Annotated in this window: 22 protein-coding genes and 1 tRNA gene; 8 read left to right on the top strand and 15 right to left on the bottom strand. The window is 61.7% G+C overall.

All coding sequences use genetic code 11. The annotated features are described in order from the left end of the window. Positions 1-449: 449 nt before the first annotated feature. Genes VFO25_13765 through VFO25_13755 form a run of 3 tightly spaced genes read right to left on the bottom strand, consistent with a single transcriptional unit; the run spans position 450 to position 2,797 of the window. Complete coding sequence (locus VFO25_13765; GenBank protein ID HET9343970.1) at positions 450-1,271, bottom strand: polysaccharide deacetylase family protein; 822 nt, start codon at positions 1,269-1,271, stop codon at positions 450-452. Next, positions 1,268-1,951 carry a hypothetical protein gene (locus VFO25_13760; GenBank protein ID HET9343969.1) on the bottom strand — a complete coding sequence of 228 codons (684 nt, stop codon included), beginning with the start codon at positions 1,949-1,951 and terminating at the stop codon, positions 1,268-1,270. The genes VFO25_13765 and VFO25_13760 overlap by 4 nt, the downstream gene beginning before the upstream one ends. After that, positions 1,952-2,797 carry a M55 family metallopeptidase gene (locus VFO25_13755; GenBank protein ID HET9343968.1) on the bottom strand — a complete coding sequence of 282 codons (846 nt, stop codon included), beginning with the start codon at positions 2,795-2,797 and terminating at the stop codon, positions 1,952-1,954. An 82-nt stretch (positions 2,798-2,879) separates the two neighbouring features. Between VFO25_13755 and VFO25_13750 the strand changes: the two genes are divergently transcribed. Further along, positions 2,880-4,736, top strand: a complete 1,857-nt coding sequence (locus VFO25_13750) for a bifunctional homocysteine S-methyltransferase/methylenetetrahydrofolate reductase (protein ID HET9343967.1) — start codon at positions 2,880-2,882, stop codon at positions 4,734-4,736. Here the strand turns inward: VFO25_13750 and VFO25_13745 are convergent. From VFO25_13745 to VFO25_13735, 3 genes are all read right to left on the bottom strand, one after another. Then, entirely contained in the window at positions 4,720-5,193 is a 474-nt protein-coding gene (locus VFO25_13745) for a hypothetical protein (GenBank protein ID HET9343966.1), read from the bottom strand. The genes VFO25_13750 and VFO25_13745 overlap by 17 nt on opposite strands. Beyond that, positions 5,190-5,615: a ribonuclease HI family protein gene (locus VFO25_13740; protein ID HET9343965.1), complete on the bottom strand. Its 426-nt coding sequence runs from the start codon at positions 5,613-5,615 to the stop codon at positions 5,190-5,192. The genes VFO25_13745 and VFO25_13740 overlap by 4 nt, the downstream gene beginning before the upstream one ends. 62 nt (positions 5,616-5,677) lie before the next feature. Then, positions 5,678-7,333 carry a retropepsin-like aspartic protease gene (locus VFO25_13735; protein HET9343964.1) on the bottom strand — a complete coding sequence of 552 codons (1,656 nt, stop codon included), beginning with the start codon at positions 7,331-7,333 and terminating at the stop codon, positions 5,678-5,680. A 222-nt stretch (positions 7,334-7,555) separates the two neighbouring features. Between VFO25_13735 and VFO25_13730 the strand changes: the two genes are divergently transcribed. Further along, a complete protein-coding gene (locus VFO25_13730) occupies positions 7,556-8,080 on the top strand; it encodes a hypothetical protein (GenBank protein HET9343963.1) in 525 nt (174 codons plus the stop codon). A 6-nt stretch (positions 8,081-8,086) separates the two neighbouring features. Here VFO25_13730 and VFO25_13725 read toward each other — a convergent pair whose 3' ends face one another. From VFO25_13725 to VFO25_13715, 3 genes are read right to left on the bottom strand one after another with little or no spacing between them, the layout of a single operon-like run. Further along, positions 8,087-9,742 carry an aspartyl protease family protein gene (locus tag VFO25_13725; protein ID HET9343962.1) on the bottom strand — a complete coding sequence of 552 codons (1,656 nt, stop codon included), beginning with the start codon at positions 9,740-9,742 and terminating at the stop codon, positions 8,087-8,089. Beyond that, positions 9,739-11,364 (bottom strand): aspartyl protease family protein, encoded by a 1,626-nt coding sequence (locus tag VFO25_13720; protein ID HET9343961.1) that lies wholly within the window; start codon positions 11,362-11,364, stop codon positions 9,739-9,741. The genes VFO25_13725 and VFO25_13720 overlap by 4 nt, the downstream gene beginning before the upstream one ends. Before the next feature lie 36 nt (positions 11,365-11,400). Further along, positions 11,401-12,828, bottom strand: coding sequence for an amino acid permease (locus VFO25_13715; GenBank protein HET9343960.1), 1,428 nt, complete (start codon positions 12,826-12,828; stop codon positions 11,401-11,403). Between the two features lie 120 nt (positions 12,829-12,948). Between VFO25_13715 and VFO25_13710 the strand changes: the two genes are divergently transcribed. After that, the gene (locus tag VFO25_13710) at positions 12,949-14,076 is read left to right on the top strand and encodes an SMP-30/gluconolactonase/LRE family protein (protein HET9343959.1); all 1,128 of its coding nucleotides are present in this window, start codon (positions 12,949-12,951) and stop codon (positions 14,074-14,076) included. A gap of 79 nt (positions 14,077-14,155) precedes the next feature. On the opposite strand, the gene VFO25_13705 is transcribed toward VFO25_13710, so the two are convergent. The 3 genes from VFO25_13705 to VFO25_13695 all read right to left on the bottom strand — a co-directional run bounded on the left by VFO25_13705 (position 14,156) and on the right by VFO25_13695 (position 17,322). Next, positions 14,156-14,539 (bottom strand): hypothetical protein, encoded by a 384-nt coding sequence (locus VFO25_13705; GenBank protein ID HET9343958.1) that lies wholly within the window; start codon positions 14,537-14,539, stop codon positions 14,156-14,158. A 1,070-nt stretch (positions 14,540-15,609) separates the two neighbouring features. After that, positions 15,610-16,245, bottom strand: coding sequence for a PP2C family protein-serine/threonine phosphatase (locus VFO25_13700; GenBank protein ID HET9343957.1), 636 nt, complete (start codon positions 16,243-16,245; stop codon positions 15,610-15,612). A gap of 447 nt (positions 16,246-16,692) precedes the next feature. Continuing rightward, positions 16,693-17,322 carry a sigma-70 family RNA polymerase sigma factor gene (locus VFO25_13695; protein HET9343956.1) on the bottom strand — a complete coding sequence of 210 codons (630 nt, stop codon included), beginning with the start codon at positions 17,320-17,322 and terminating at the stop codon, positions 16,693-16,695. A gap of 220 nt (positions 17,323-17,542) precedes the next feature. Between VFO25_13695 and VFO25_13690 the strand changes: the two genes are divergently transcribed. The 4 genes from VFO25_13690 to VFO25_13675 all read left to right on the top strand — a co-directional run bounded on the left by VFO25_13690 (position 17,543) and on the right by VFO25_13675 (position 20,447). Next, positions 17,543-17,938, top strand: coding sequence for an STAS domain-containing protein (locus tag VFO25_13690; GenBank protein HET9343955.1), 396 nt, complete (start codon positions 17,543-17,545; stop codon positions 17,936-17,938). 111 nt (positions 17,939-18,049) lie between these two features. Next, entirely contained in the window at positions 18,050-18,661 is a 612-nt protein-coding gene (locus VFO25_13685) for a hypothetical protein (GenBank protein ID HET9343954.1), read from the top strand. 87 nt (positions 18,662-18,748) lie between these two features. Beyond that, positions 18,749-19,036 carry a hypothetical protein gene (locus tag VFO25_13680; GenBank protein ID HET9343953.1) on the top strand — a complete coding sequence of 96 codons (288 nt, stop codon included), beginning with the start codon at positions 18,749-18,751 and terminating at the stop codon, positions 19,034-19,036. Positions 19,037-19,229: 193 nt separating this feature from the next. After that, the gene (locus VFO25_13675) at positions 19,230-20,447 is read left to right on the top strand and encodes a hypothetical protein (protein ID HET9343952.1); all 1,218 of its coding nucleotides are present in this window, start codon (positions 19,230-19,232) and stop codon (positions 20,445-20,447) included. Positions 20,448-20,496: 49 nt separating this feature from the next. Here the strand turns inward: VFO25_13675 and VFO25_13670 are convergent. The 3 genes from VFO25_13670 to VFO25_13660 form a co-directional block, all read right to left on the bottom strand. After that, positions 20,497-20,571 (bottom strand) — tRNA-Pro (locus tag VFO25_13670). A 127-nt stretch (positions 20,572-20,698) separates the two neighbouring features. Next, complete coding sequence (locus tag VFO25_13665; protein ID HET9343951.1) at positions 20,699-21,700, bottom strand: hypothetical protein; 1,002 nt, start codon at positions 21,698-21,700, stop codon at positions 20,699-20,701. A gap of 196 nt (positions 21,701-21,896) precedes the next feature. Beyond that, on the bottom strand, positions 21,897-22,970 hold the full coding sequence (locus VFO25_13660) for a cyanophycinase (protein ID HET9343950.1): 1,074 nt from the start codon (positions 22,968-22,970) through the stop codon (positions 21,897-21,899). Positions 22,971-23,113: 143 nt separating this feature from the next. Between VFO25_13660 and VFO25_13655 the strand changes: the two genes are divergently transcribed. Continuing rightward, positions 23,114-24,121, top strand: a complete 1,008-nt coding sequence (locus tag VFO25_13655; GenBank protein ID HET9343949.1) for a hypothetical protein — start codon at positions 23,114-23,116, stop codon at positions 24,119-24,121. Positions 24,122-24,323: the final 202 nt, after the last annotated feature.

Genomic DNA, 24,323 nt, shown 5'->3' with positions numbered 1-24,323 from the left:
ATGCAGGCTCTGCTCTTCCGAGCGGCCGCAGATACCGTCCGATCTACGCACGTGCCATCGGAAGGGGGCTCGATCTCCCTCGCAGGCTCGACGCCAAAGCGGTCGACGAAACTCCCCTCCCGTGCTGCCCTCAGCGTGAGGCAGGCATACGCCGGAAATACTCCGGCTCCGCTAACATACAAGCGGTCGACATTTATGTCGACCGCCGCGCCGCGCTGAGAGAAAAGGGAGCGGTCGACATTCATGTCGACCGCCGCGGCCGCGCTGAGAGAAAAGGGAGCGGTCGAGATTTATCTCGACCGCCGCGGCCGCGCCATAGCAGGGTCGACTTCGGTCGAGCTAAAGCTCGACCGCTACAGATAAACTTCAATGCAAGCTCGGCACCGGTCGAGATAAATCTCGACCGCTCCCTTTAACACGCCGTAGTCTCGACCGCTCCCCTTTGATTTCTATAAACGGGGCGTGTAGAACGGGCCGTATTCGGTCGGGCCGGGCGGCGGCGTCGCGCCTTCTGCATAGCCCAGCTTCTCGAGCTCCGGCACCGTCACAAAGCGAAAGCCACGCTTCCGCAACTCACTGACGATGATCTTCGTCGCCTCGACGGTGTTGTTGCGGTCGGCGCTGCGCCCTTTGTTGCCGTCGTGCAGCACGATGATCGAGCCGTCCTTGACGTATTTCAGAACGCGGTCGGCGATGACGCGAGGTGGCGGCTGCGTCCAATCGGCGGGCAGCGGAACCGACCACATGATGACCTGAAGGCCGAGCTGGTGTGCGACGCTGATGACCCGGAAGTCGCGAGCGCCGAACGGCGGTCTGAAGAGTTCCGTGTGTTCGCCCGTCACTCGTTGGATCTCGTCTTCTGTCGACGTCAGCTCGCGTTCGATGTGCGTCCGGCTGAGCAAGACGAGATGCGCGTGATCCCACGTATGGTTGCCGATCGCGTTGCCGTCGGCGAGCTCGCGCCGGACGACGTCAGGATGCGCTTGCACCGCGAGCCCGACGACGAAGAACGTCGCCGGCACATGCTCCGCGTGGAGGTACTCGACTATACGATCTGTGTACGGCGGGTTTGGTCCGTCGTCGAACGTCAACGCGACGACCTTCTGCTTCACCGGCTCGCTCGTCACCGTCGGCCCCCAGAGCTGGTTCTTCGGGCTTTCGGTGACATACCATAGAAGGGTGACGATCGCCACCAGACCGCCCGCCCCGATCGCGAACACGCGCCAGTGACGCGCGAAAAAGCCCTTGATCGGATCCGCGGCTCGGCTCATCGCGGCGGTATCGGATGCTTCAGCGTCGCTGCGAGATCGCCGCGGATCTTCGCCTGCGCCGCCAGGATCGACGGCGGACCGAAGGCGCGGATCTCCTGGACGATCTTGAAGTAGCGCGGCTCGCGCAGCGAACGGCCGGCGACACCCATCGTCGCGCCGTGGCTCCCGGAGATCGGGCCTTTAGCGGGCAGATGGAGATTGAATTCCTGCGAGTGCGTCGTCGCCCAGTACGCGGGGTCGGAAAAGCTGAACGTATGCGTGCCGCCCTCATCGCCGAGCGTCTGATCGACTTCGATGACGTATTCATCGACGGGATTCGCGCGCACCGCACGGTCGTCGAGCTCCCATAGCCCGTTGGCACGCAGATCTTCGAACAAGAACGTGCCGCTCGGACCGACGAGCGGCGCCGTGAATTCCTTGGTCACCGTTCCCGCGCGATTCGTCGCCGCATAGAAGATCGTCGTCTTACCGTTGTCGTTCGAGATCCGATACGTCTCAGCCGCGAGCGGCCCGTGCGTGAGATACTCCTGCATCGTCACCGACCACGTGCTGTTCTCGGTGATGACGTGCTCGACCAACGGCTGCTCGACCATGAACGGATGGAAGAAATAGACGTACGCCAGTATCCCTGCGACGATCATGATGCCGAATATGAGCAGAGCTCGTACCGATTCGCTCATCTATCCCGCCGCGCCGAGGTAGATGACCGCCATCAAGGCGCGGTAGATCTCCGCGAAGTCGCCGGCGCGATACGCGACGCTTCGCGACGCCGTCCGCCGCATGCCTGGCACGAGTTCGAGCATGTCCGCTTGCGACGTACGCTGCGTGTCGATCTCCATCTCGATCGGTGCCGCGAGTGAGAACGGCCGCATCTCCGGCAGACGCGTCATGGCGCGCGCGCCGGCTTCTTCGAGCAACCCGCACACCATCGACGGCGACAGGCTGTCGGCCGCGAAATAGCCGATGCTCTCCTTCGTCTCGACCGTCACGGCCCACGGCAGATTGCGGCGGACCTCTTCGAGCGTCGTCCGGTCGGCGCTTACGAGCGCCACCGGCACGCCGTAGTGGCCCGCGAGGGCAGCGTTGATCGTCGTCTCGCCGACCGGCTCGCCATTGAGCCTGCACTCGAATATGATGCGCGGACTGTACGTGTGGCCCATGACCGCCTGCGCGTCGCCTATCGCGCCGTGATAGCCGATGAAAAAGGCCGCGTCGCAGCCTTCGATCCCCTGGAGCATGAACTGCGGCTTCAGGCGCCCCGAGACGACCTTCACCCGTGGATCGAGTTCGTCGAGCAACAGGTTGCGCATGACCGAATGCGAGTCGTTGACGATCGCATTCGCGGCGCCCGCAGAAAACGCGCCGCGCAGCGCGGCGTCGACTTCCGACGTCATGAGCCGCCGCGCCCGCTCGTACGCAGCATCGGCGGACGGACGGACTTCATCCCAATGGACGAGCGTCGCGCAGCCTTCAAGATCGACGGATGCGAAGATCGACGTTCCGCGCGTTTTGCCGGCCGAAGTCATAAGGTCGCGCTTTTCGGTCCGTCGCCGGGAGCATCCTCGCACGGCGCAGGGGCCGGCTGTGCGGTAGCGCAACGTCGAGCACATGAAACCACTCGTCGAGCGCTGGCGGCACGACGTCCTTCTCGCGGATGGCGCGATGGGAACGCTGCTCTTCGGCCGCAGCCCGTCGACGTCGTGCGTCGAGCTGTTCAACGTCACCGAGCCCGAGTTGGTCGAGAGCGCGCATCGCGAGTACGTCGATGCGGGCGCGGTCCTCATCGAGTCGAACACGTTCGCCGCGAATCGGCTCAAGCTGCGAGCGCACGAAGCAGCCGGGCGGGTGATCGAGATCAACGCGGCGGGGGTCGAACTCGCGCGCCGCGCTGCGGGCGGACGCGCGTACGTCGCGGGTTCGATCGGGCCGATCGGCGCGCTCCTGCAGCCGATCGGAAACGTCGATCGTGCGCAGGCGTTCGACGTGTTCGCCGAGCACGCGCTCGCCGTCGCCTCCGCACGCTCGGATCTGCTTCTTCTCGAGACGTTCGGCGGTCTCGACGAAGCGCTCATCGCGCTCGAAGCTGCGAGGAGCTCGGCGCCCGGTCTGCCGATCCTCGTCTCGCTCTCGGTCGTCGAGGATGGCCGCACCCCGGACGGCGACGAGCTGCTGCCCGCCTTCCGGCGTCTGCTCGCCTCAGGCGCTGACAGCGTCGGCATCAACTGCGCGGTCGGACCGCAGGCGGTCTACGACGCCCTTGCGCCGGTCATCGCCGACATCGCGTGTCCGGTCTCGGTGATGCCGAATGCGGGCTACCCGCGCCGCGTCGACGACCGTACGGTCTACGGATCGACGCCGCAGTACTTCGCGCGTTTCGCGCGCGCATTCGTCGAGCTCGGCGCCACTATCGTCGGCGGATGCTGCGGTACGACGCCCGCGCACATAGCCGCGATGGCACCAGAGGTTACCGGCAAGACGCAACACGCACGTCGCCGGCATACGCCGATCGATGTCAGAAGCCGCGAAGCGAGCGACGCTCACTCGAGAACGTCACATGCCCCGTCGACGTCCTTCGAGCGCGATCTCGGGCGGCGCTTCGTCACGACGGCAGAGATCGCACCGCCGCGAGGCACCGATGCGACGCGGATGCTCGAAGGAGCTCGGCTCCTCGCTGCTGCCGGCGCGGACGCGCTCCATATCGCCGACAACGCGAGTCCACGGCCGGCGATGTCGGGAGCGACGGCGGCGTATCTCGTCAAACGCGAGGCGAAGCTTGCCACGGTCCTCCACGTCTCGTGCCGCGACCGTAACCTCGTCGGCCTCCAAAGCGACCTCATCGGCGCCGCGGCGCTCGACGTCACCGCGATCGTCGCGCTCACCGGCGATCCGACGAACGTCGGCGATTTCCCCAAATCGACGTCGGTGTTCGACGTCACCGCGCTCGGCCTCACGAAAATCCTCAAGATGCTCAACGACGGGTTCGACCACGCCGGGACTTCGATCGGTTCGCCGACTCGTTTCCGCATCGGCGCCGCGGTCAACGCCCTGCCGCGCGACATCGAGGCCGAACATCGGCGACTGCTCGAGAAGATCGACGCGGGCGCGGACTTCGCCGTGACGCAGCCGGTGTTCGAGTCGACATCGCTCGCACCGTTTCTCGCGCGCGCGTCCGACGCCGGGATCCCGCTCATCGTGGGCCTGATGCCGCTGCGCGGATATGCACACGCCGAGTATCTCCACAACGAGATACCCGGGATGCTTATCCCGGAGCATCTCCGCGCGCGGCTGAAAAACGCGAAGGACGAGACCGCCGAAGGCATCGCGATCGCGCTCGAGATGATGCAAGAACTGACGCAGACGCGCGGCGTCGCCGGGGCGTACGTCGTGTCGCTCGAACGTTACGAGGCGGCGGCCGAAGTCATCGCGAGCGCGCGGCGCGCGTCGAGCGCTACGTCTTTTTCTTGAACGGCTTTCCGAAGACTTCGTCGTCGGTGAGCGGCCGGTAGTTCTTGCGGATCCCAGGAGCACGGTCTTCTTCCGCAAGCTCCATCGCTTCTTCCATGATCGAACGCTTCGGCTCGGGCGGCGGCGGTGGCCGCAGTACATCCGGCGACAGCGATCCGACGAGCAGCAAAAGCGCCGCGCCGTCGACCGCGAACTCGACCGTGCCGACCAGACGGGCGGTCACGTCGAGAACACGGCCGCTTGCGTCGACGTTGCCGACGACCTGGTGCTGCGCGTCGAAGATGCGGCCGTCCGAGTCGATGCGACCGAGCCACTCAACGCCCGCCTCGCCCGAGAAGACGTCGGTGTCGGAGCGGACGATCCCGACGATCGCGCTTGGTTCGAAACCGAGCGAAACGCGGCCGGACGAGTCGACGCGCGCCGCGATGTTGCCGTCCGCGCCGTAGATGTTCCTCACTGCGCACGCTCCTTTAGGGTTTGCTCGCGAGCGTCAAGGACGGCGTTGACGAGCTTGTCGGCGTGCTTGTTCGATCCGCGGCTCACGTGTTCGACCGACTGCGACTCGAAGCGTCCGAGCAGGCGGCGGACCTCTGCATGGAGCGGCACCATCTTCGAATCCTTCACCCGGTAAAGCCCCGCGATCTGCTTCACGACGAGCTCGCTATCCATCTTGATGGCGATGCGCGTGCAGCCGAGTTCGAGCGCGCGCTGCAGCGTGATGATGAGCGCCTTATATTCGGCGACGTTGTTCGTGGTTTCGCCGAGGTAGTCCGTCACTTCGGCGAGGAGCTCGCCGCGGGCATCGAGGATGACGCCGGCTGCTGCAGCGGGCCCGGGATTGCCGCGGGCGCCGCCGTCCGTATAAATCGTGCAATTCAATGGCGTCGCAGTTGCGTCGAAGCGACGCCGAAGTCCTTGAAAGTCGTCTTCTAGAGGCGCGGTCAGTGACGCGCCGCTCGACGATACGCTTCGTTCGGTTCAAGGTAGATCGCGTGATGGCCGTAGTCGAAAAAGACGTTGAAGTACTGCAGGAAATCGCAGCCGATGATGCCGTCGATATCGACGCCCTCGAGGTCTTGCGTGTCCATGGCCTCGTAGGCGATCCACTCGTCGAAGCTCGTGCCCGCGAAGTTGAGCGCCTTGAGCTGCGTCGCTTTGAGCGGCGAATCGCTTCCGCCGAAGCTATAGTTGGCGGCCCGTCCCTGGCCCTGATCGATGACGTCATCCGGATGGGCCTGCCAGAAGTCGGGGAAGATCACCGTGAACGGCTCCGTGTCGTCGAGCATGAAGTAGTCGCCTGAGCTGACGCCGACGGTCGCACCGACGAACGGGATCTCGTCGTCGATATTCACGGGCGTCGCGGACGAATCGGCGGGCGGCACGAATTGGATCGGATCGTACAACTTCACGACGTGATGGATGTAGTCGATCTCGACGATCGAGCTCGCGAGAAGGTCGTAGCCGATGATCCCGGCGGTGTGCCTCGCATTCCCAGGATCCACGACGTGTCGCAAGGAGACGGCGACGTTCTGCATCTGCACGTCGCCGATGCTCATCGCCGGGATGACCGCCCGCGTCGGATAGATCGAACGTTTGTCGTCTTCGTCGTAGGGGCCGTAGCGGGTAAGACCGAGCTCCTTCGCCACCTCGTCGTCGAGGACCATGCCCGACTCGGTCGAGTCGAGGATCATGTCGATCTTTCGGCCGTTGATCGTCACGCTGATGTGAGGAGACGCGTAGACCCACGTGACGCCGAGCGCTTCCGTCGAGACCTGAACGTCGCTCGGAAGGTCGTCCTCGAGCTTTCCTGCCGGCAGCTGGACGAAGTTCTGACGCGTCGACGGGATCTCGAGATCGGCATCGGTGAGCGCGGCTCCGTACGTATCGGACTTGATGCGACGGTCGTATTCGTTCTCCGGATGCACGTCCGAGTAGTGCGTGTGCCACGCTTCGCGATTGCCGTTGATGAGCCGGTAGTCGTCGTACGTGATGATCGAGCGATCGTCGGGGTCACCGATCTCGAGCCGGTCGAGCACTCCGGTCTTCTTATCGTAAAAACCCCAGCTCGGCGATTCGCCTTTCACTTTGACCTGGACGACGTAGGCGTCGATGGGCGACGTCACCTCGCCGAGCAGCGTCACGTCGTTCGACGTGTCTTCCGCTTCGTTCGTGAAACCGCGCTCGAGGAACGCGGCGGCACGCTGCGTGTCTTGCATGACGTCGGTGACGCCGTTCTCGTCGCGGCGCCAGCGCTGACCGTGATAGCGGCCCTCCGACGTCGTGAATGGCCCCATCGTCTCCGTCGACGAGTAGTCGCTGCCGGCGCGAAGACCGGCATAGACGTCGCGGTACTTGCCCGCCATGCCATAGGCGGTGATCGTGCCCTCTTCGATATCGGTCACCGTCGGATGCGCCGTGATGCCCATCGCCGTGTCGTGCGCGTGGAGAACGCTCTTGAGCGTCACGGTGACGGGCGCAATGCCGGTCGGCGGCCCGTTCGGCGTCCCCGGCTTGCCGATGTCGTCGGCTCTGGCGATCCCGCAGGTGCAGGCGATCGCAGCGAGTGCGACGACAAGAGTTGCAGCGGCGTGTCTCATGTCCGGCTCCTGAGCTGGTCGTTCGGTGACAGTGAGAACCGAGACGAATCGAAGGCGTTGCGCGTTTTCGGATCAGCCGTGCGCTCACCGGCTCTGGTCGTGTCCCGGTCTTGCAAAGCAGATCGGCGCGCAGAACGCAGCTTTCGGCGCAGTCGTGAAGGGGCGCGTGCGCCGGCGAGTCGTAGAACGGGTGAAAAGACGCCCACGCGTGAGGGAAATACGTTGAACACGAAGCCTCTGTCGAGTGTCGCGATCATCGGCGCGTCCGTTATGCTATTCGCGATCTGCTTGATCGTGCAGTCGCCGAAAGCCGGAATAGCCATCGCCGCGGCCGCGACGCCGCAGCCGTCGCCGACGACAGCTCCGACGCCGTACATGCCGCTCGAAGAGATCCCGAACGGCAACTGGGATGTCATCGAACAGGGATACGCGAGCATCGAGTATTCGCGCATGGTGCTGCGCGAGATCGGCAATACGGTCACGGGCACATGGTACGTCGACGGTAAGACGACGTACGTCCTCGACGGTTCGCGCGACGGTTCGCACCTCACGCTGCAGATCAAGTCCGCCGCAAAGCCGGACGCGACGGTCATCGGCAAGATGGAAGCCGACATCGACGGCATCGCTGACATGGTCGGGCTCATCACCATGGGCCAGAACCAGATCGCGTTCCAGGGTGCGCAACACGGTCGCGTGCCGCCGCCGGTCGATTCATCGACACCCGCACCCGAACAGTCGCCGTACTAAGCCGTCTCATAGCTGCGACATCTTCCGCTTGCGGGCCGCGTCGCTCGGCTCGAGGTAGATCTGCGAGTCGGCGTAGTCGAAAACGACAGTGAAGTAGCGTAGGAAGTCGTAGCCGACGAGTCCGTCGTAGTCTTCCTCTTCCTGCGCGTAGTCGTTGACTAGTATGTTGACGAGCCAATCCTTGAACGTGATGCCGCCGACCGTGAACGCAGCGACTTGCGTCGGTTTGAGTTTGATGTAGCCGCCGACCCCTTCGGCGTACTCGTGCGGGTAATAGAAATCGACGACGGAGCCGAGCCCTCTGTCGGCGACGTCTTGTTTGTGGTTTGCGGCGAAATCCGGGAAGAGAAAGCCGTTGGTAGCACCCGTGTCGAGTATGAAATGTTCGCCGATCGTCTGCCCGACCTGGACGGCGATCACCGGTACTTGGTCATCGAGCGCGGCCGGAATGACGTACGCGTCCGAGGGCGGCTGGTACATGCCGGGCAAGAGCGCGGTCACCGTGCTGTGCCCGTAGTCGACTTGCAGCTCCAAGCCGGCGATGAAGTCGAAGCCGATGAGCCCGACGATCGCATCGCCGGACGACGTCTTGTCTTTGAACGGGAAGACGTCGACGGCGACGTTGCTCATCGTCAGGTCACCGATGTCGAGCTCGGGGATGACCGCTTGTGACGCGGTGAATCTGCCCGCCGCGGTTTGCTGACGTCGGCCGTACAGCTGCAGGCCCATCTGCTTCGCGGCGCTGTTATCGACGACGATGTTGCTGGCGCCCGAGTCGAGCTGGAAGTCGTAGCGGATCCCGTTGACGACAGTTTGGAGGATGATGCGACCTTTATCTATGATCACGGGCAGATCGACGCTCGTCTCGCCGCCCGGAAATCGCACGAGGGCGCGGCTTGTCGGCGTTTGGATGTCCGACGGATCGATATTCGTCGACGTCGTGATAGACGTGATCGTGTCGTCTTCATCGTTCTCGCTGTGGCCGTCGCTGAAATGGCTCGACCACGCCTCGGTGACGCCGTTGTGCGTCTGGAAATTCGCGTACGTCTCGACGAAGCGCCCCGTCGGTTGAGGCATCTCCGTCCGGTCGATGAGATTCGTCGTCCTATCGAAGAAGATCCATTCTCGACGGCCGTCGGGCGGATTGACTTCGACGACATAGGCAGAGATAGGTTTGCTCACTTCGCCGAGCAGCTTCACGTCGCTGTTGCCGCCCGAGAGGGCGTTGTCGAGCGTATAGTCGTCGATCATCGCTCGCTCGTGGATGCCCTCGACGTGGCTGACTTGACCGTTCTCGTCCTGCGACCAGACATCGCCGTTGAAGACGCCATCGCGCCTGACGAACGGGCCGAGCGTCGTCGTATTGATGTAGTCGTCGCGATAGTCGAGCGAACGGTAGGTCCCGGCCATCCCACTCATCGAGATCGTTCCGTCTTCGATGAGCGCCGCGTTCGCGGGCACCGTCGACTTGCCGACCGCTTTGTCGTGCGCGGTGAGCACCTGCTCCAACGTCGCGGTCGTCGGGACTATACCCGACGGCGGACCCATGTCGACGCCCTTTGCCCGCGCCACATCCACATGTATGATCCCCGAGATCGTGACCACGATGGCGACGACCAACCGCACGACAGCAGACGACTGCGCCGAAACTCGGGTGCTCATCTCGCGTTCTTCCTGAACGTGCTGTTCGGTTCTAGATAGATAGTCGAATCTGCATAGTCGAAGACCACGTTAAAAAAGCGCAGGAAATCGTAACCTATGAGGCCGTCGTAGTCTTCTTCTTCCTGTGCGTAGTCGCCGGCGAGTGTATAGATCATCCAATCCTGGAACGTCACCTGACCTATGCTGAACCTCGAGACCTCCGACGGTGTGAGTTGGAAGCCTCCACCGATGGTGCTGGAGTAGAGCCCGCCGCCGCTCTGCTCGTTCAGCACACGCCCGAGACCCTCGTCAGCGACGTCCTTCCGATGGAGCTCCGCGAAATGGGGAAAAAGATAGCCCTTGTCCGCGCCCGTGTCGACGATAAAGCTTTCACCGAGCGTTGACCCCACTTGGGCGCTGACGACCGGCACGCCATCGTCCAATAACGCCGGGATCACATACGTCCCAGCCGGGGGCGCGTACTGACCGGGAGCGAACGCCGTCACGACGCTGTTATCGTAGTCGACCTTGAGCTCCATGCCTGCGATGAAATCAAAGCCGACAAGTCCGACGAGCTTGACATGCGGCCCGATCAACTCGGTGAATGGCAGCACGTCGACCGCGACATTGTGAAGCCTCAGAAGGCCGACATTGACCTCAGGGATGATCGCTAGCGATTGATCGACCTGGCCGCCGACAACGATCTGAGACTTACCGTATAGCGTCAACCCCATTTGTTTGGCGGCAGAATTATCGACGGTAATGTCGCTCGCGCCTGAGTCGAGAAGAAAGTCGTATCCTCGACCGCCTATCGTCAACGTGATCACGATCCGCCCATCGGCGATGTAGGCCGGCAGCTTCGCGCGGATGAGTCCCGGCGGCATCTCGACAAACGTCCGGCAGTGCGGCCGGGCGAAGAGCGAGCGAGCGATCGACGGCTGGACGCGGAGCGACGTCACATGCCAGTCTGTGTCGTTATCTGGGTGGCCGTCCGACGAGTGGCCCGACCACGCGACCATCCGCCCATAGCTTGTCTTGTAGTCCGCGAACGACTCGACGATTCGGCTCGTCGGCATGACCGTCTCGGTGCGATCGATGAGGCCAGTCGACTTGTCGAAGAATATCCACTGGGGGCGCCCACTAGGTGGGTTGACCTCGACGACGTAGGCCGAGATAGGGCTCGCGACCTCGCCGAGCAGCTGCACGTTTTCGCCCGGATGTATGAGCGCGTCATCAAGCGCTCGAGCGTCGACCTCTCCGCGTTCGTGGACCCCTTTGATGTCGACCACTTGCCCGTTGACGTCCTCGGACCAGGAACGTCCATCAACCGTGCCCTCGCTCGTGACGAATGACCCTGTCGTCGTCGTGCTTATGTAGTCGCCTTTATAGGAGACGTCGTGACTGGTGCCGCTGAGACCGTTCGCGGTGAACGTCTCGTCCTCGATAACCGCGTCATTTGGATCAGCGCGCGTTCCGACGGCTTTCGCATGCGCTGTGAGCACTTGCTCCAACGTCGCAGTCGTCGGGACTATACCCGACGGCGGATCCATGTCGACGCCCTTTGCTCGCGCTTGTGTTCGCGGTAGTGCACAAATGAGGACGATGATTGCGACCGCGATAACGCGAGCGGCACGTGTCGACATAGCGACACCTACCTCTCCGAGGAGTTCACCTCGTCCTTAGGAGTTGGCCGGAGAAGGGACCGCTCCCTGGGCTGGGCGGCTGCGGTAGTACCAGTACACGGGCAGACCAAGCAGCAAGATGACGACCCCGCCGAGTGCTTCGAGAGGTGTCGTCTTGATGGTGTTGCCTACCAGCCAGATGAGCGTGGCAAGGTAGGCAAGCGGTACGATCGGATAGAGCGGGGTTCGATACGGACGGTCGGCCGACGGCATCTTCCGCCGCAAGACGAAGATCGAGGCGGACCCGAATATATCCATCGTGATGTCGACAAAGATGACAAGCGTCGTCAGCTGATCGAACGAGCCCGAAACGGTGAGCAGGCACGCCCAGATCGCGAGCAAGATGATGCTCGTCACTGGGGTTCGCGTCTTCGGGTTTACCTTCGCGAGAACTTCGGGGAACTGCCGGTCGCGCGCCATCGCGAACGGGATGCGAGAGCCGGTGAGGATGCCGCCGTTGAGCGTGCCGAGCGCAGAGATGACGAACAGGATGGATAAGAGCGCCCCACCGCCGTGCATGAACGCGGCCGCCGCCCTCGCTGCCACGGCGGGGGCGTCCGGGAAGGCGGTGGAGTTCGCGGTCGCTATCTGGCTGAACGGCAACACGTATGCATACGCGGCGTTCGTCAAGAGGTATGCAGTCATGACGATGAGGATGCCGCCGATGAGCCCGAGCGGCACGTTGCGACCCGGAGCCCGGACTTCGCCCGCAGCAAGCGCGAGGTCGCCCCAGCCGGAGTAGGCCCACAACACTTGTATCATTGCTGCGCCGAACGCCTGTATTCCAGGCGCGTGACCGCTCGCCGGCGCCGCGAATAAGTTCGACACCGATCCGCCTTGCGCCACGAAGAACGCGCCGATGATGAGGAACGCGATGCCGATTAGCTTTGCGCCGGTGAGAATCGTCTGCGTCCAACCGCCCGCGGCCACGCCGAACGAGTTGACGACTGACAAGATGATAATGATCGCGATCGCCTCGAGCTGATGCGAGCCGAACTGCCAGGGAATCGTCTCGCCGAGGATCTTGATCGGGTGCTGAAACCAGACCGCGTTCCACGGCACGAGCGCGTTGAGGAAGATGACGATGCCGATCGCGACGGCGGCGTTGCTCGCGCCCTTCGTCGATAAGAGCTCTTTCCAGCCGAATAGGAATGCGGGCAGTTTGCCGTACGCCTCTCGCAAGTAGACGTACGGGCCGCCTGCATGCGGCAACATCGCGCCGAGCTCGGCGTACGTCAGCGTGCCCGCGATGGAGAGCAGGCCCGCAGCGGCCCACGCTGCGAGCACCCACTCGGACGATCCGAGCAGCTGCGACATGACCGCAGACTTTAGGAAGATGCCGGTGCCGATGACGGTTCCGACGACGATCGAGATCGCGCCGGTCGGGTTCAGCTCGCGCCGCAGCGCACCGCCGCCGCTTTCCATCCGCGCCGCTTTCTTGCGTCCCTGACGAGCGACCTTGCGATTTTCAGTGATTCTTCAGGAGCCGTGGGTAGCTTATCTCGTCCTTCTTCTTGGAAGCTCCATGGAGTCAGTGAGATGAACATGATGCCTAAACAACGTTTTCTGGCAGCGGCCGCGACTGCTGCTGCAGTTATCGGCGCCGCGCAGATCGCGCTCGCCGCACAGCCGGTGCCGGCGCTGCCGCTTTCTTCCGATCTTTCGAATCGGATATCGACGATCGGCTCGACGGTACCGCCGAACGGCGACGTCAATCCGTACGGCACCGCGGTCGTGCCGATGTCGATGGGCTCGCTCGTGATGGGTGACGTCCTCATCAGCAACTTCAACGATTCTCAAAACTTGCAAGGCACGGGAACGACGATCGTCGAGATTTCGCCGAACGGCGGCCTGCGCGTCTTCGCGCACATCAACGCGCACCGCTTGCCGGGCGATTGCCCCGGTGGCATTGGTCTGACGACCGCGCTCGCCGTCACGCGTTCGGGCTGGGTATTCGTCGGCAGCTTGCCGACGAGCAACGGCATGTCGAACACCGCGCATGCGGGCTGCGTGCTCGTACTCGACAGTCGCGGTGAGGTCGTCGAGACGATCTCCGGCAGTCCGATCAATGGGCCGTGGGATATGGCCGCGGTCGATCAGGGAGACCATGTGACGCTTTTCGTCTCCAACGTCCTCAACGGAACCGTCGCGGGTCAGGGTAAGGTCGTCAATCGCGGAACCATCGTCCGCCTCGACGTCCAGACGTCGATGAACGACAAACCGCACGTGCGCGCGATGACGGTCGTCGGGTCAGGGTTTTCCGAGCGAACCGATCCCGCGGCGCTCGTCGTCGGACCGACGGGGCTTGGCCTCTCGCCGGATGGCAGTGCGCTGTACGTCGCGGACAGCGTGAACAATCGCATCGCCGTCATCGCCAATCCGATGTCTCGCATGGGTTCGTCCGGAAACGGCCGGACGCTCACGATGGGCGGCGCGCTCAACGATCCGCTCGGCCTTACGACGGCGTCGAACGGCGACATCCTCACGGTCAACGGCAACGACGGCTTCCTCGTGCGGACGAATCCGCAGGGAATGCAAATGAACAAACTGCTGCTCGACAACAGCGGTAGTCCGCCTGGTGCCGGCGCGCTGTTCGGGCTCGCGTTGCGACCCGGCGGTGGCCTCTACTTCGTCGACGACGCGCAGAACACGCTCATGCTTCTGAGTCGATAGATCCGCTTCGCGTGAGCCAAAAACAGCGGACGCAAGATGCGTCCGCTGTTCTAACTCGGCCGTCGGGCTCGGTAGCCTTTTAGCGCAGCCGAACCGAGTACTTGATCCGAAGGCTGCCGCCCCGGTTCATGACGCCCCAGAAATTCGCGTCGACTCCGCCCTGCCGAAAGTGCAGGAAGCGTTCTGCCGAGATGAAGCGAGATGCGATAGCCTTGAAGGTCACGCTTGACCACCAATCCGGTTTGCGGTGCTCGTCCGCAGCAGTCCGCGAGAATAGATCTTCGAGCTCAGACGCGCGGGCTATCCTGGACGGAGCGGGCGCGAGGGCCATCAACGCAAGCCGATGATTGAGGACGACGTTCTGGTCTGCGGTTGAGACAGGGGCGGCGTGCGCAATCGACTGGCTCGAGAACAGGCAGATAACTGCGACCGCGGTAAGGGTGACGAGTCGAACCGACATCATGATCTATCGCGGGTCTTCGGGCGCAAGCCCGGTATCACCGTTGATTTTACCACGCGACGTCTCGACGATCGTTCTCAACGCCTCTATCTCGCTCATGCCGGCGATGCGCGCAACCGCGCGGAGACGACTGCGAAGGATGGGATCGAGATCGTCGAGCGCTTTTGAATAATCCACTTGAGCGCTTTCCTTGACTAGGCTATGCCTAGACCGGTCACACTTCGGCAATCATCGAGCTGTTCCCCGACGAACGCAAGATAATAACAGTTGCAGATAATAGTAGCGAAGATGACGCCTCCCAAGGCCTGGTCGCGAAGCTATCGAAGGCTAGTACCGATACCGCCCGCACGTTCAAGAAAATCGAGTAAGAATATGGCAAGTCGGAACAGCACCGTCCGAAACGGCAAGATACCCGCGAGCAGAGTTCGATTTCCCGCCAGCGCAGTGGACACGGTTCAGGCCGCAGACACTACGGTCGTGCGACTGTCACACTCCATGAGTTCGCTTTTGGCGAAACGGCTTCGTAAGCTCGCATACGAACAGAATACGAGCGAGAGCTCGATCATCGAATGCGCCGTTTGGCTTTTCTTCGAGAAGGGATCGGATGCCAACGTACTACGATTGATGGACCGAGCCGATATAGCGCCGCGCCGCCGACGGTCCTGAAACCCCTCGCGCGGCACCGCTCAACGGCTCAACAGGGAAGCCTACACGGCAGTCCAGAAGTAACCCGCAAGTATGCCTGAAGAAAGCAGTCGGCCCTCCAACCGAACTTGAAACGAAGCTGGCGGGCCAAGAAGCACTGCACACCGACCACACGGCGGGTTTTGAGACACAGGCTGCGCCGGATGTCTCGGCCCGGAACAAACTTTCAGTCAACGTCGGTCACGACATCTCCGAGCGTCTAAGAAGCTTAGCGTATGCGCATAGACTGAGCGAGAGCTCCATCGTCGAGGTCGCGCTCACCATGTTCTTTGCACGCGGCGACGATGCGATGCTCGGAGTGATCCTGCGAGAGCTCGGCGCGACACTTCGCAGAAAGTAGGCGTCCGAGGGTGACTACGCCCGAGGCGCTACATCAGCATGACGGTGAGGATAGCCACATCGTCATGAGAGCCGTGCGGTACCACGCGCTGCCGCAACGCATCCGCGGGATCATCGGCGTGCGCGACAACGCCTGACTGGACGGCTTCACATACCATTCGCTCGCCAAGAATAACATTTCGCCGGACCTCTGTGAGGCCGTCGGTGTAGAGAACGAGCAGCGATCCGGAATCGAGTGCGATCGTGCTTTCGACCCTAAGGTCTGAACTTTTCAATCCCAGCGGAGCGTCGCCGGTATCGAACATCGTCACCGTTCCGTCGCTGCGGCGGACGATCGGGGGAGGATGACCGGCGTTGGAGTACGTCAGCGTGCGCGCCTCAAGATCGAGGTAGCCCAAGAACGTCGTTACAAAGCCGCGGAAAGCATCTTCGCACAATGTCGCGTTGAGACGGTGCAGGAGAAGCCGCGGACTCGCGACCTCCTTGGCGAGCGTTCTGATCGATCGCTTCACGCGAGTCATGACGACGGCCGACTCTACGTTATGGCCCGCGACGTCGCCGATCGAGACAACAAGTCGCCGATCGCTTATCGGAATGACATCGTACCAGTCGCCGCCCGTGAGACCGCAGCACGCTGCGGGGACATTGACGGCGCTAAAGCGCACACGCTCGCTCGTAGGGAATTTTTCTGCCGAAGGATTTGATCGGACGCCGAGGATGTTCGGTCTGATATCGGTCGCCAAAGCTTGGGTCTCCACGACTCGTGACGGACTGAGAATTCGCGCAAGTCCGTAGACCTTCGCCAAGTGATCGCTTTGCCTTCTGCGGTGACCTATTCCGACGTAGTAGATGCTACGTCGCCTCCGTCCGACGGAACTTAAACATTTTCCGTACGGGCGTTCGGGCGCGTCAGCGCGAAGCGATCAAGATGGGAAAAATTTCATCGCGTAGACCACGCTTTTCGGAAACGGTGGCGTTGATCCGCCGGGAACTCGCCGCAACTCTTTCGAAACCGGCTCGGCCACACGAATCGAGTGTAAATGAAAAGGACGCTCTGGGCGGTTGGTTCGACGAAGGCGGCCAATAGCTGGTCGCATTTTCGGTCGAAGTACTCAAGCCTGAGCTGCCGACCGCCAATCGCTTGAGATAGCTCTGTTTTGACGATCGCGTAGTTTGCTCAGCGCTCTTTTCTCCAACCTCGAAACGTACATCTGAGATCTGCCGAGCGCGCGACCGATAGCCTTTTGAGTCAGCTCGTCAAAAAACCTCAACCGCAAGATCGACCGCTCGTGCTGGCTCAGCCACGTGCATGCGGCGGAAATGTCGATCCGCGACTCTGCCTCCTCGATCCCGTGGTCAACGTTTCCGAGAACATCGAGCAAGGTCAAAGGCTTACCGCCGTCGCTCAAGGAGGCGTCGAGGGAAAGTGGCCGGTAGGGTCCTGGTACGTCGCTCGATCGCAACAAGTCTTGCACCTTGCGCGGAATCCTTATCGACCAGCACTTATCGCGAAAGTAACGCCGGATTTCGCCGATGATCTTCACGTAGCCGTACGTTGCGAATGCCACACCATGTCTTCGGTCAAAGCGATCCGCAGCCTTGAGTAGGCCGATATAGCCGACTTGCCGCAAGTCCTCTGTGCACTCGCCGCGATTCGCGAACCGATTCGCGATGTTGCGAACGAGTCCAAGATTTTGCGTCACAAGCTCGTCACGCTCCGCGCGGTCGTTTTGATGCTTCATTTGATGCGCTGACAGATGATCCTCACTTAAAGGCGGGCAGGGTGCCGCACGTCTTCTTTCTTTGGGAATGCGGTAGGCGGTCCTTGTTTGCGGCCAAAGCGCTCATTGCTATCAGGCAACTATGACGAAGGCGTCGTCACCCACCATCAACACAGGCCTAACGCGGCCGCTGTCGAAGTGCTTCCGTTCGGACGCACGCACGCCAAAAGGATCCCACCGAATGGTCAAGTCTCTTGCCCCGCCCATCGTCACCACTCCAACCGGTCATCTCGACGAAACCGCCGGCGAAGCGCTCATCGAGGCGATCAAAGCGCACATCGAACGCGACGAGCCGCATCATATCATCGACCTTCGAGCGGTCCATGAGGTCGACGCGCGAACGATTCGTACGGTAATCGTGATCCATCGCAAGATCGGCGAGATCGGCGGCTCGGTGCGTCTTGTCATCGAGAATCCAAAAGCGCTCCGATACATCAAATTGACCGCATTGGCGCGAGTCTTCGGCGTATATCCGACGCCGGCTGACGCGCTCGCCGGGTTCGACGCGGACGACCGCAACGCGGCGCTCGCGAAGCTATCGGATCTCGTCGCAGCGACTGAAACAGAGTCGCGTTGATATTACCTGATAACAGTCTCGCCATGCCGAAGCGTAAAGGTCAACGCTCGCGATAACATAACGAGAGAAGAGCGGTAAAAACCACTTCGGAACCGCTATCTAAGGAGCCCCATGAAGCCCCTCTATCTCACGATCGCGTCGACCGCCGTCGCGGTCGCGCTCATCCTGCCGCTCGCCGCATCGGCGAATTCCAATCCTGTCGAGCTGAGCGCCGGGAACATGGTCACGTCGAAGATGAATTCGACTATCGATTCCGGCAGCGCGCACGTCGGCGACAAGTTCTCGATGACCGTCCTGACGCCGTACCCAAGCAACAACGGCGTCTACACCAATGCGCAGTTGTTTGGACACGTCACGAGCGTCACGACCGCCGGCCAAGGCCGCAGTCCTGTCCTCGCCTTCAACATCGACCGCATCATGTTGACCAACGGGCGCCACGCCAACGTCTCGATGTTCGTCCAATCGCAAGAGACGCAGCGCCATAACAACATGACGAACGTCGCCGTCACCGCGCTCGGCGGTATGATCGTCGGCAACATGATCGGCAAGACGATCTTCAAGTCGAGCCTGGGCGGCCCGGCGGGACTCATCGCCGGTGCTCTCTTCGCCAACAACAAGAAGACGAACGTGTCCTTACGCCAGGGATCCGTGGTCGTCACCGAGGTCCGGCAATCCGTCGCGCTGTTGAGCTCTGGGACGGTCGCGCAGGCGACCAGACACTGAACATACTCGCACCGGCGCCGCACTTGAGTAACAGGCCGTCTACCGGCCTGTCTCATTTCTCGCTAGAGAATTAGGAAGACCCGTATCGTGGACTTCATCGAACAGATCGAACCATCGGCCGTCGAGGATCTGGAAAAGATCGCCGAGTCCGAGCAATTTGCTGTGTACGCGGTGGGCGCGCAAACGTACTTGTTGGTGCAACGGCACGAAAGTACACCGTGGATGGCGCTGCGGCTCTCGGGTGACGGGCTGTTCCGGATCTCCTCGCTTCTCGGCGACGCGATGCGTCATCGCTATCGCAGCGTCTCGTCACGTCTTTCGCCGAGCCACGCGCCCGAAGGGCTCAAACACGCACGCGTAACCGGAAGTCGGTAGCGAAGGTCGCAGCCGCCCGCGGGTGCGCCTCCACGCGAAGCTCTTCATATATGTTGCCGCCTCGCGACGACGACCTCGATCCGCGTCCCCATGACCATTGTCCCCAAGGCCGCCGAGAAACCGGCGCGAATGCTCCAGGCACGAGGGAGGGCGCGTTATGGTCCGTCGGATATTCGTGTTATTTGTGGCTTGTGTGGCTCTGGCGAGTTGCTCCTCCGAAGGTGCGCACACGGCGCTGTCTCCCGCGCTCGTACCGTTCGTTCTCCAAAAAGGCGGCGGCGCCCAGTGGGTACAGTTCGGTCCGAACACGCCGGGGTTTAACTTCGGGCCGATAGTCACTGGCGTCGACCACAATCTATGGTTCCTCGAAGAGAACTCGGATTCGCTCGTCCGGATCTCTATGTCGGGCGCGGTAAAGGTGTTTCCGATCGGTGTGAGCGGCGTCGCGATGGCCGTCGGTTCTGATGGCAAGTTCTACGTCCTCAGTGAATCGACGCACGTAACGCAAGTGACGACCAAGGGCGCTTTGAAGACGTTCACAATTCCGAGCAGCGACACGACGCAGCTCGGCTCCGACGGCATCGGGCCCGATGGCAACGTGTGGTTCGTCGAAGGGTCACACATCGCGAAAATCACACCCGTGGGGGTCATTACCGAGTTCGCCTATCCGGACTCGTCATCGGTGAATTGCTGCGGTGGCGTCACGACGGGCTCGGATGGCAACGTGTGGTTCGCTCATTCCGGTCTTAACTACATCGGTAAAGTGAACCCGACGACTGGACATATCACTCCGTTCGCCGTTCAGGCAGGCTGCGCACCGGCCGCTGTGGTCGAGGCAAAGGATGGGAATGTCTGGTTCGCGTGCCTTCAACTTTCCGGCATGATCGGGCGCGTGAAGCCGAACGGCACCGTGAACATGTTCACGGGCGGCGGAGCCTTCAATTCTAACGAGACAGAACAGTTCGGCGCGCGTGGACCCGATGGCGAGCCGTGGTTCGCAAGCGGATCGAGCGATGTTGTCTTTCGGGTCAACACGGCGACGCAGACGATTACGTCGTTCAACCCCCCACTCGTGAGCGGGGAGAGGCCTGACGCGCTCTCAGCCGGGCCCGATGGCAACGTCTGGGTCGATACGGTCGGCGGGCACGTCGACGTGCTCGTCTTCAACCCGATGACAGTCACGCCGAAGTCGCTTACGTTTACAAGTACCGGCCTTACCAAGAATGTCACGGTGGCCGAAAACGGGGTCTCTGCGTGGACAGCGACGTCGTCGAACACGGCAATTGCGACCGTTGCCCAAGGCGGGATGGCCAACGTTTTCAAGGTGACGTCCGTGGGAGTCGGCACGTGCAAAGTGACGATCGCCGATGGTGCAGGCAACAGCGTCGCAGTCAAAGTCACTGTTCAGTGAGAGGAACAAGAACACCGCAAATATCTTGCGGTGTCCGGTGTAATGCGATTCGGGCCGACTGGATTCGAACCAGCGATCTCCTGCCCCCCAGACAGGCGCGATAACCAGGCTTCGCTACGGCCCGACGCCGTGTATATTGTTGTTACGCTTCTTGCGGTTGTCGAGGGTCCCCTGGCTCCACTAAGCTCGGCGCCGCGCACGAAAGCGGTCGGCAAAACGCCGACCGCTTCATTGGTGGCGCAGCCGTGGGCTTATGGTCTGAACGCTGCGCCCTGAGGATCGACCAGATTCGTTGTCAATTGCCTCGGATGAATGCTCTGCGATCCGTACTCGATGAGGTTGCCTGGGATGTCTTGGTTACGGCTGAAGTCAAACGTTTCCACGCTCGGGGCGAAAATACGGCCGTCTGGTGTCACCGCGCTTTGGAGCACGTCGATGAGGCCATCCGTGATGAGCCGCGTGACATGCTGTGTTTCGTGATCGAATTCGACGATCGCACTCCCGAAGCTTACGTAAAGGTTGCCGGCGGCGTCAAATGCCTCGCCGAAACCAGGGTCGGTAGCAACTTGAACCGCCTGCGTCGAACCGGCGGGAACTTCGAACATTCCACCTGGCGTCGGATACCTAGCGACCGAAAGAAACAGATTGCCAGCGGCGTCAAATGCGGCGCCACGAACGCGGACGAAATCATTGCCATTGAGCGAGATGGTAACCTTGCGCGTCTCCGTGCTGCTTCCTTTGTCGAAAATATGGAGCACGGCCGACGAGAATAGCTGGCTTTGCTGCGATTCGATAACCACCGATCGATCCAGGGCGACGGTCACGATCCCGCCGAGCGTGTTGGCGAACCGGATGATTCGCGAGGGATGGACCGAGCCGGGCTGATACAACGCAGCATAGTTCCTGTTGTTCAAGGTGTTGTTCACGTACAGCACGCCGCTTCCGTCGACGTACAGCGTTGTCGGGGTGTTAATACTGTCGGTGATCTTGCCCAACGGGGCGCCATTGATGTTGTCGGGATTCAAGATGTACACGGCGTTGGTTTCATCGTCGGATACAAAGAGGGCTGGGGTTCTCGCGTCGGCTCCAGCGCGCGTCATGAATGCGGGTGAGCGAGTGGTGGAGTTGTCGGCGAGGACAGCGCCGTGTCTGGATGACGAAATGGGCGACGCTTGGGCCGGCGCCTTGAGCGTCGATATGACCAAAGCTGCAAGAACAACCAGCGCAATGCCCCTAAGTGGGTACTGAGACATCCTGAACCTCCTGAACGACCGGGTAAAATGGGAACATACATCACGGCGCTGAAAAGCCAGTGAAGCCCTGACGTCCGGCTACGTGCGAAGGGCGCTAGCCTATTTACCGATCGCCGCGATCGCCGTCGCCGCGATGATGAGGGTCGTGGCGACCGTGGCTGCGCCGCTGATGCCTTCCCAAGTCATATTCGTACCTTCAATCTCGATCGGAACTCGTAGGAGTCGTGTATGGATCGCTTGGCGTGTAGTACGGCCGCTTTGAACCGTCGACATCGATGAAGAAGCTTCGCGCGTCCGCATGCCAGGTCCGAAAGTCGACCTGATCGCCATCGCGATCGAGCACTGTGATCAGCACCTTGTGCGCGGTGAACGGAGTACCAGGCTTGATCGGCGTCGGTTTTGTGAGCCGGACCAGCAGTGCTTCTCCGGTGTGATGCTCGAGCATGAGCGTGCCGACGCCGTTGCGATCGACGACGAGAGCGCTATGCTCGTTCAATCCGACGCCGAGCAGCGGCGTCTTCGAGTCCGAGCTCAGACGCGCTAGAAAGACGATAAGACGGCCGAGACGATCGCGCGTGACGAGGTGGGTCTCGGTCAGGATACCGCGCATCGGCGGAAATTCGAACAGATCGTGCGTGAAGCTGATGATCGGTTCGCTCGGGTCTGCCATGGCGTTCGTCGTCGTGACGTTGACGTCCGGACCGATCTTGTCCTCAGCGATAGCATCGAATGCGTACTCGCCGAGAATGGCTAGGCCGGCGCTCGTGCCGCCGACGACGCCCCCGCGGTCGTAGACACGCTGCACCGCGGCGATCAACGCCGACCCCTTCCACTTGACGTAGTGCGCCTGATCGCCGCCTGAGAAGAACACGCCTTGCGCTGCGTCGACATACGAAGCCGCCCGCTTGAGATCGGCCGGCGTCGCGTTCGGACCGATCTGAATCGAGCGCACCGAGTTGAACGGCGCGATTTTCATGATGTAGTCGGTGTATTCATCGCCCTCGGACGCGGTGAGCACGATGACGTCGCCTCCGCGCTTCCAATGCGATCCAACGATGGTGTCGTGCATCCATTCGAAGGCGGGATCGACAGTGTTGCCGCCGCCCATGAGGATCAGGCCTGGGCCGTGAGGCACGACGTCGCTCGGCGTCGCGCTGCCGGCGCATGGATAGATGATGAGATCGCCGGCCGCTCGGACGGGAGTCGCCCAAGCAAGCATGGCGCCCGTCATGAAAAGCGCGGTGAACATCCGAGTCGAGCTGAAATCCACATTAAACACTCTCGTCATATGATGCCGAGGTTTGAAGCGGCGACGTAAGGACCGCTCGCTTCGATTCCCGAAGCCGAGCGCCCCTTGAAGAGCTTCGCCGGCCGTCGCTCTTCGCACTTGCCATTCTTGAGGAGGGACGGCAAATGGCTCCCACGACACAGGCTTGGAAAATTGTCACGGCGACTGCCATTGTATTGCTCGCCGGCTGTTCGCTTGCGGGCCCGCAATTCGCGGCGCCTCCCGCGCAACCGACTCAAGGCGCGTCACTCAGTCATCGTCTGGACTTCCTCGCACCAAGCGAGCGCAATCGCGAACTCGTCTGGCGAGCGAATCCTGGACCAGGTTGGATCAGCGCCTCGCTGCCCCAGCATATCATCTATGTATCGGATGAGGGCGGTCAGACCGTATACATCTTCCCGCAGCTCGGACAGAATCAGTCCCCGGTCGGAGCGATCACGAGCGGCGTCGCGGCGCCGAATGGGCTGTTTGTCGATGCAAATGGAAATCTGTACGTCTGTAATTTCGGCGGCGGCACGGTGACAGTCTATCATCGAGGGCAGATAACGCCGTTCCGGACGCTCACGGGAGCAGGTTCGGCGATCGACGTCGTCGTCGGACTCGATGGCTCGGTGTATGTCTCCGATTGGGACTCGGGTACGAATGGGCGACTCGTCGAGTATGCGCCCCACCATTCTTCGCCATCGCAGATCATCGACATCAACGGCGGTCCCGAGGGCCTCGCGCTCGACAAGAACAACGATCTATTCCTCGCCTATAACGACAACACGTTCAACGATGGCGAAGTGCTCGAGTTCGCGCCTGGATCCTCGACCGGAACCAATCTTGGCATCCACATCGGAAATGCGGGCGGCGCCACGATCGACTCGAACCAGGATCTCTTAGTCGTCGATCAATTCATCCCGGGCGTCGATGTCTTTCCGCCGGGCCAGACCAAACCGTCGAAGCAGATCACCGGCTTCTCGCTCGCGTTCGACCTCGCGCTGACAGCGAGCGGCGATCGGCTTTGGATAACTCAGCCGTTCACTGCCGTCAACGAGGTCCGCTATCCGAGCGGCACGCACTTCAACTCGATCACGAACACCATCACGTCGGCGTTCGGCGTCGCGACGAGCCCGCACGGTTCGTACTAGGCGCCCTCACGGAGCCGAACCGAAGCCTTTAAGTTTCCCGAGATGAAAAAAGGACCGCGAGGTCCTTTTTTCGTCGTGTGCTCTCAGTGTGATGCGCGATTCGAGATCTCTTTTGAACCTTCACGTCTGCTGCGGTGTACTCGCTGTGTAAGAAAGACAGGAGGTAAACACAGATGAGCACATGGTTACCGATCTTCGCGCT

The sequence above is a fragment of the Candidatus Eremiobacteraceae bacterium genome, from assembly GCA_035710745.1.
GTDB lineage: Bacteria > Vulcanimicrobiota > Vulcanimicrobiia > Eremiobacterales > Eremiobacteraceae > JANWLL01.
This window is presented reverse-complemented; position numbering and strand designations above follow the sequence as displayed.

Coding starts and splice junctions, on each gene's coding strand:
- VFO25_13765 (HET9343970.1), bottom strand. CDS start 1,271: ATGAGCCGAGCCGCGGATCCGATCAAGGGCTTTTTCGCGCGTCACTGG.
- VFO25_13760 (HET9343969.1), bottom strand. CDS start 1,951: ATGAGCGAATCGGTACGAGCTCTGCTCATATTCGGCATCATGATCGTC.
- VFO25_13755 (HET9343968.1), bottom strand. CDS start 2,797: ATGACTTCGGCCGGCAAAACGCGCGGAACGTCGATCTTCGCATCCGTC.
- VFO25_13750 (HET9343967.1), top strand. CDS start 2,880: ATGAAACCACTCGTCGAGCGCTGGCGGCACGACGTCCTTCTCGCGGAT.
- VFO25_13735 (HET9343964.1), bottom strand. CDS start 7,333: ATGAGACACGCCGCTGCAACTCTTGTCGTCGCACTCGCTGCGATCGCC.
- VFO25_13725 (HET9343962.1), bottom strand. CDS start 9,742: ATGAGCACCCGAGTTTCGGCGCAGTCGTCTGCTGTCGTGCGGTTGGTC.
- VFO25_13720 (HET9343961.1), bottom strand. CDS start 11,364: ATGTCGACACGTGCCGCTCGCGTTATCGCGGTCGCAATCATCGTCCTC.
- VFO25_13715 (HET9343960.1), bottom strand. CDS start 12,828: ATGGAAAGCGGCGGCGGTGCGCTGCGGCGCGAGCTGAACCCGACCGGC.
- VFO25_13710 (HET9343959.1), top strand. CDS start 12,949: ATGATGCCTAAACAACGTTTTCTGGCAGCGGCCGCGACTGCTGCTGCA.
- VFO25_13705 (HET9343958.1), bottom strand. CDS start 14,539: ATGATGTCGGTTCGACTCGTCACCCTTACCGCGGTCGCAGTTATCTGC.
- VFO25_13695 (HET9343956.1), bottom strand. CDS start 17,322: ATGAAGCATCAAAACGACCGCGCGGAGCGTGACGAGCTTGTGACGCAA.
- VFO25_13690 (HET9343955.1), top strand. CDS start 17,543: ATGGTCAAGTCTCTTGCCCCGCCCATCGTCACCACTCCAACCGGTCAT.
- VFO25_13685 (HET9343954.1), top strand. CDS start 18,050: ATGAAGCCCCTCTATCTCACGATCGCGTCGACCGCCGTCGCGGTCGCG.
- VFO25_13665 (HET9343951.1), bottom strand. CDS start 21,700: ATGTCTCAGTACCCACTTAGGGGCATTGCGCTGGTTGTTCTTGCAGCT.
- VFO25_13655 (HET9343949.1), top strand. CDS start 23,114: ATGGCTCCCACGACACAGGCTTGGAAAATTGTCACGGCGACTGCCATT.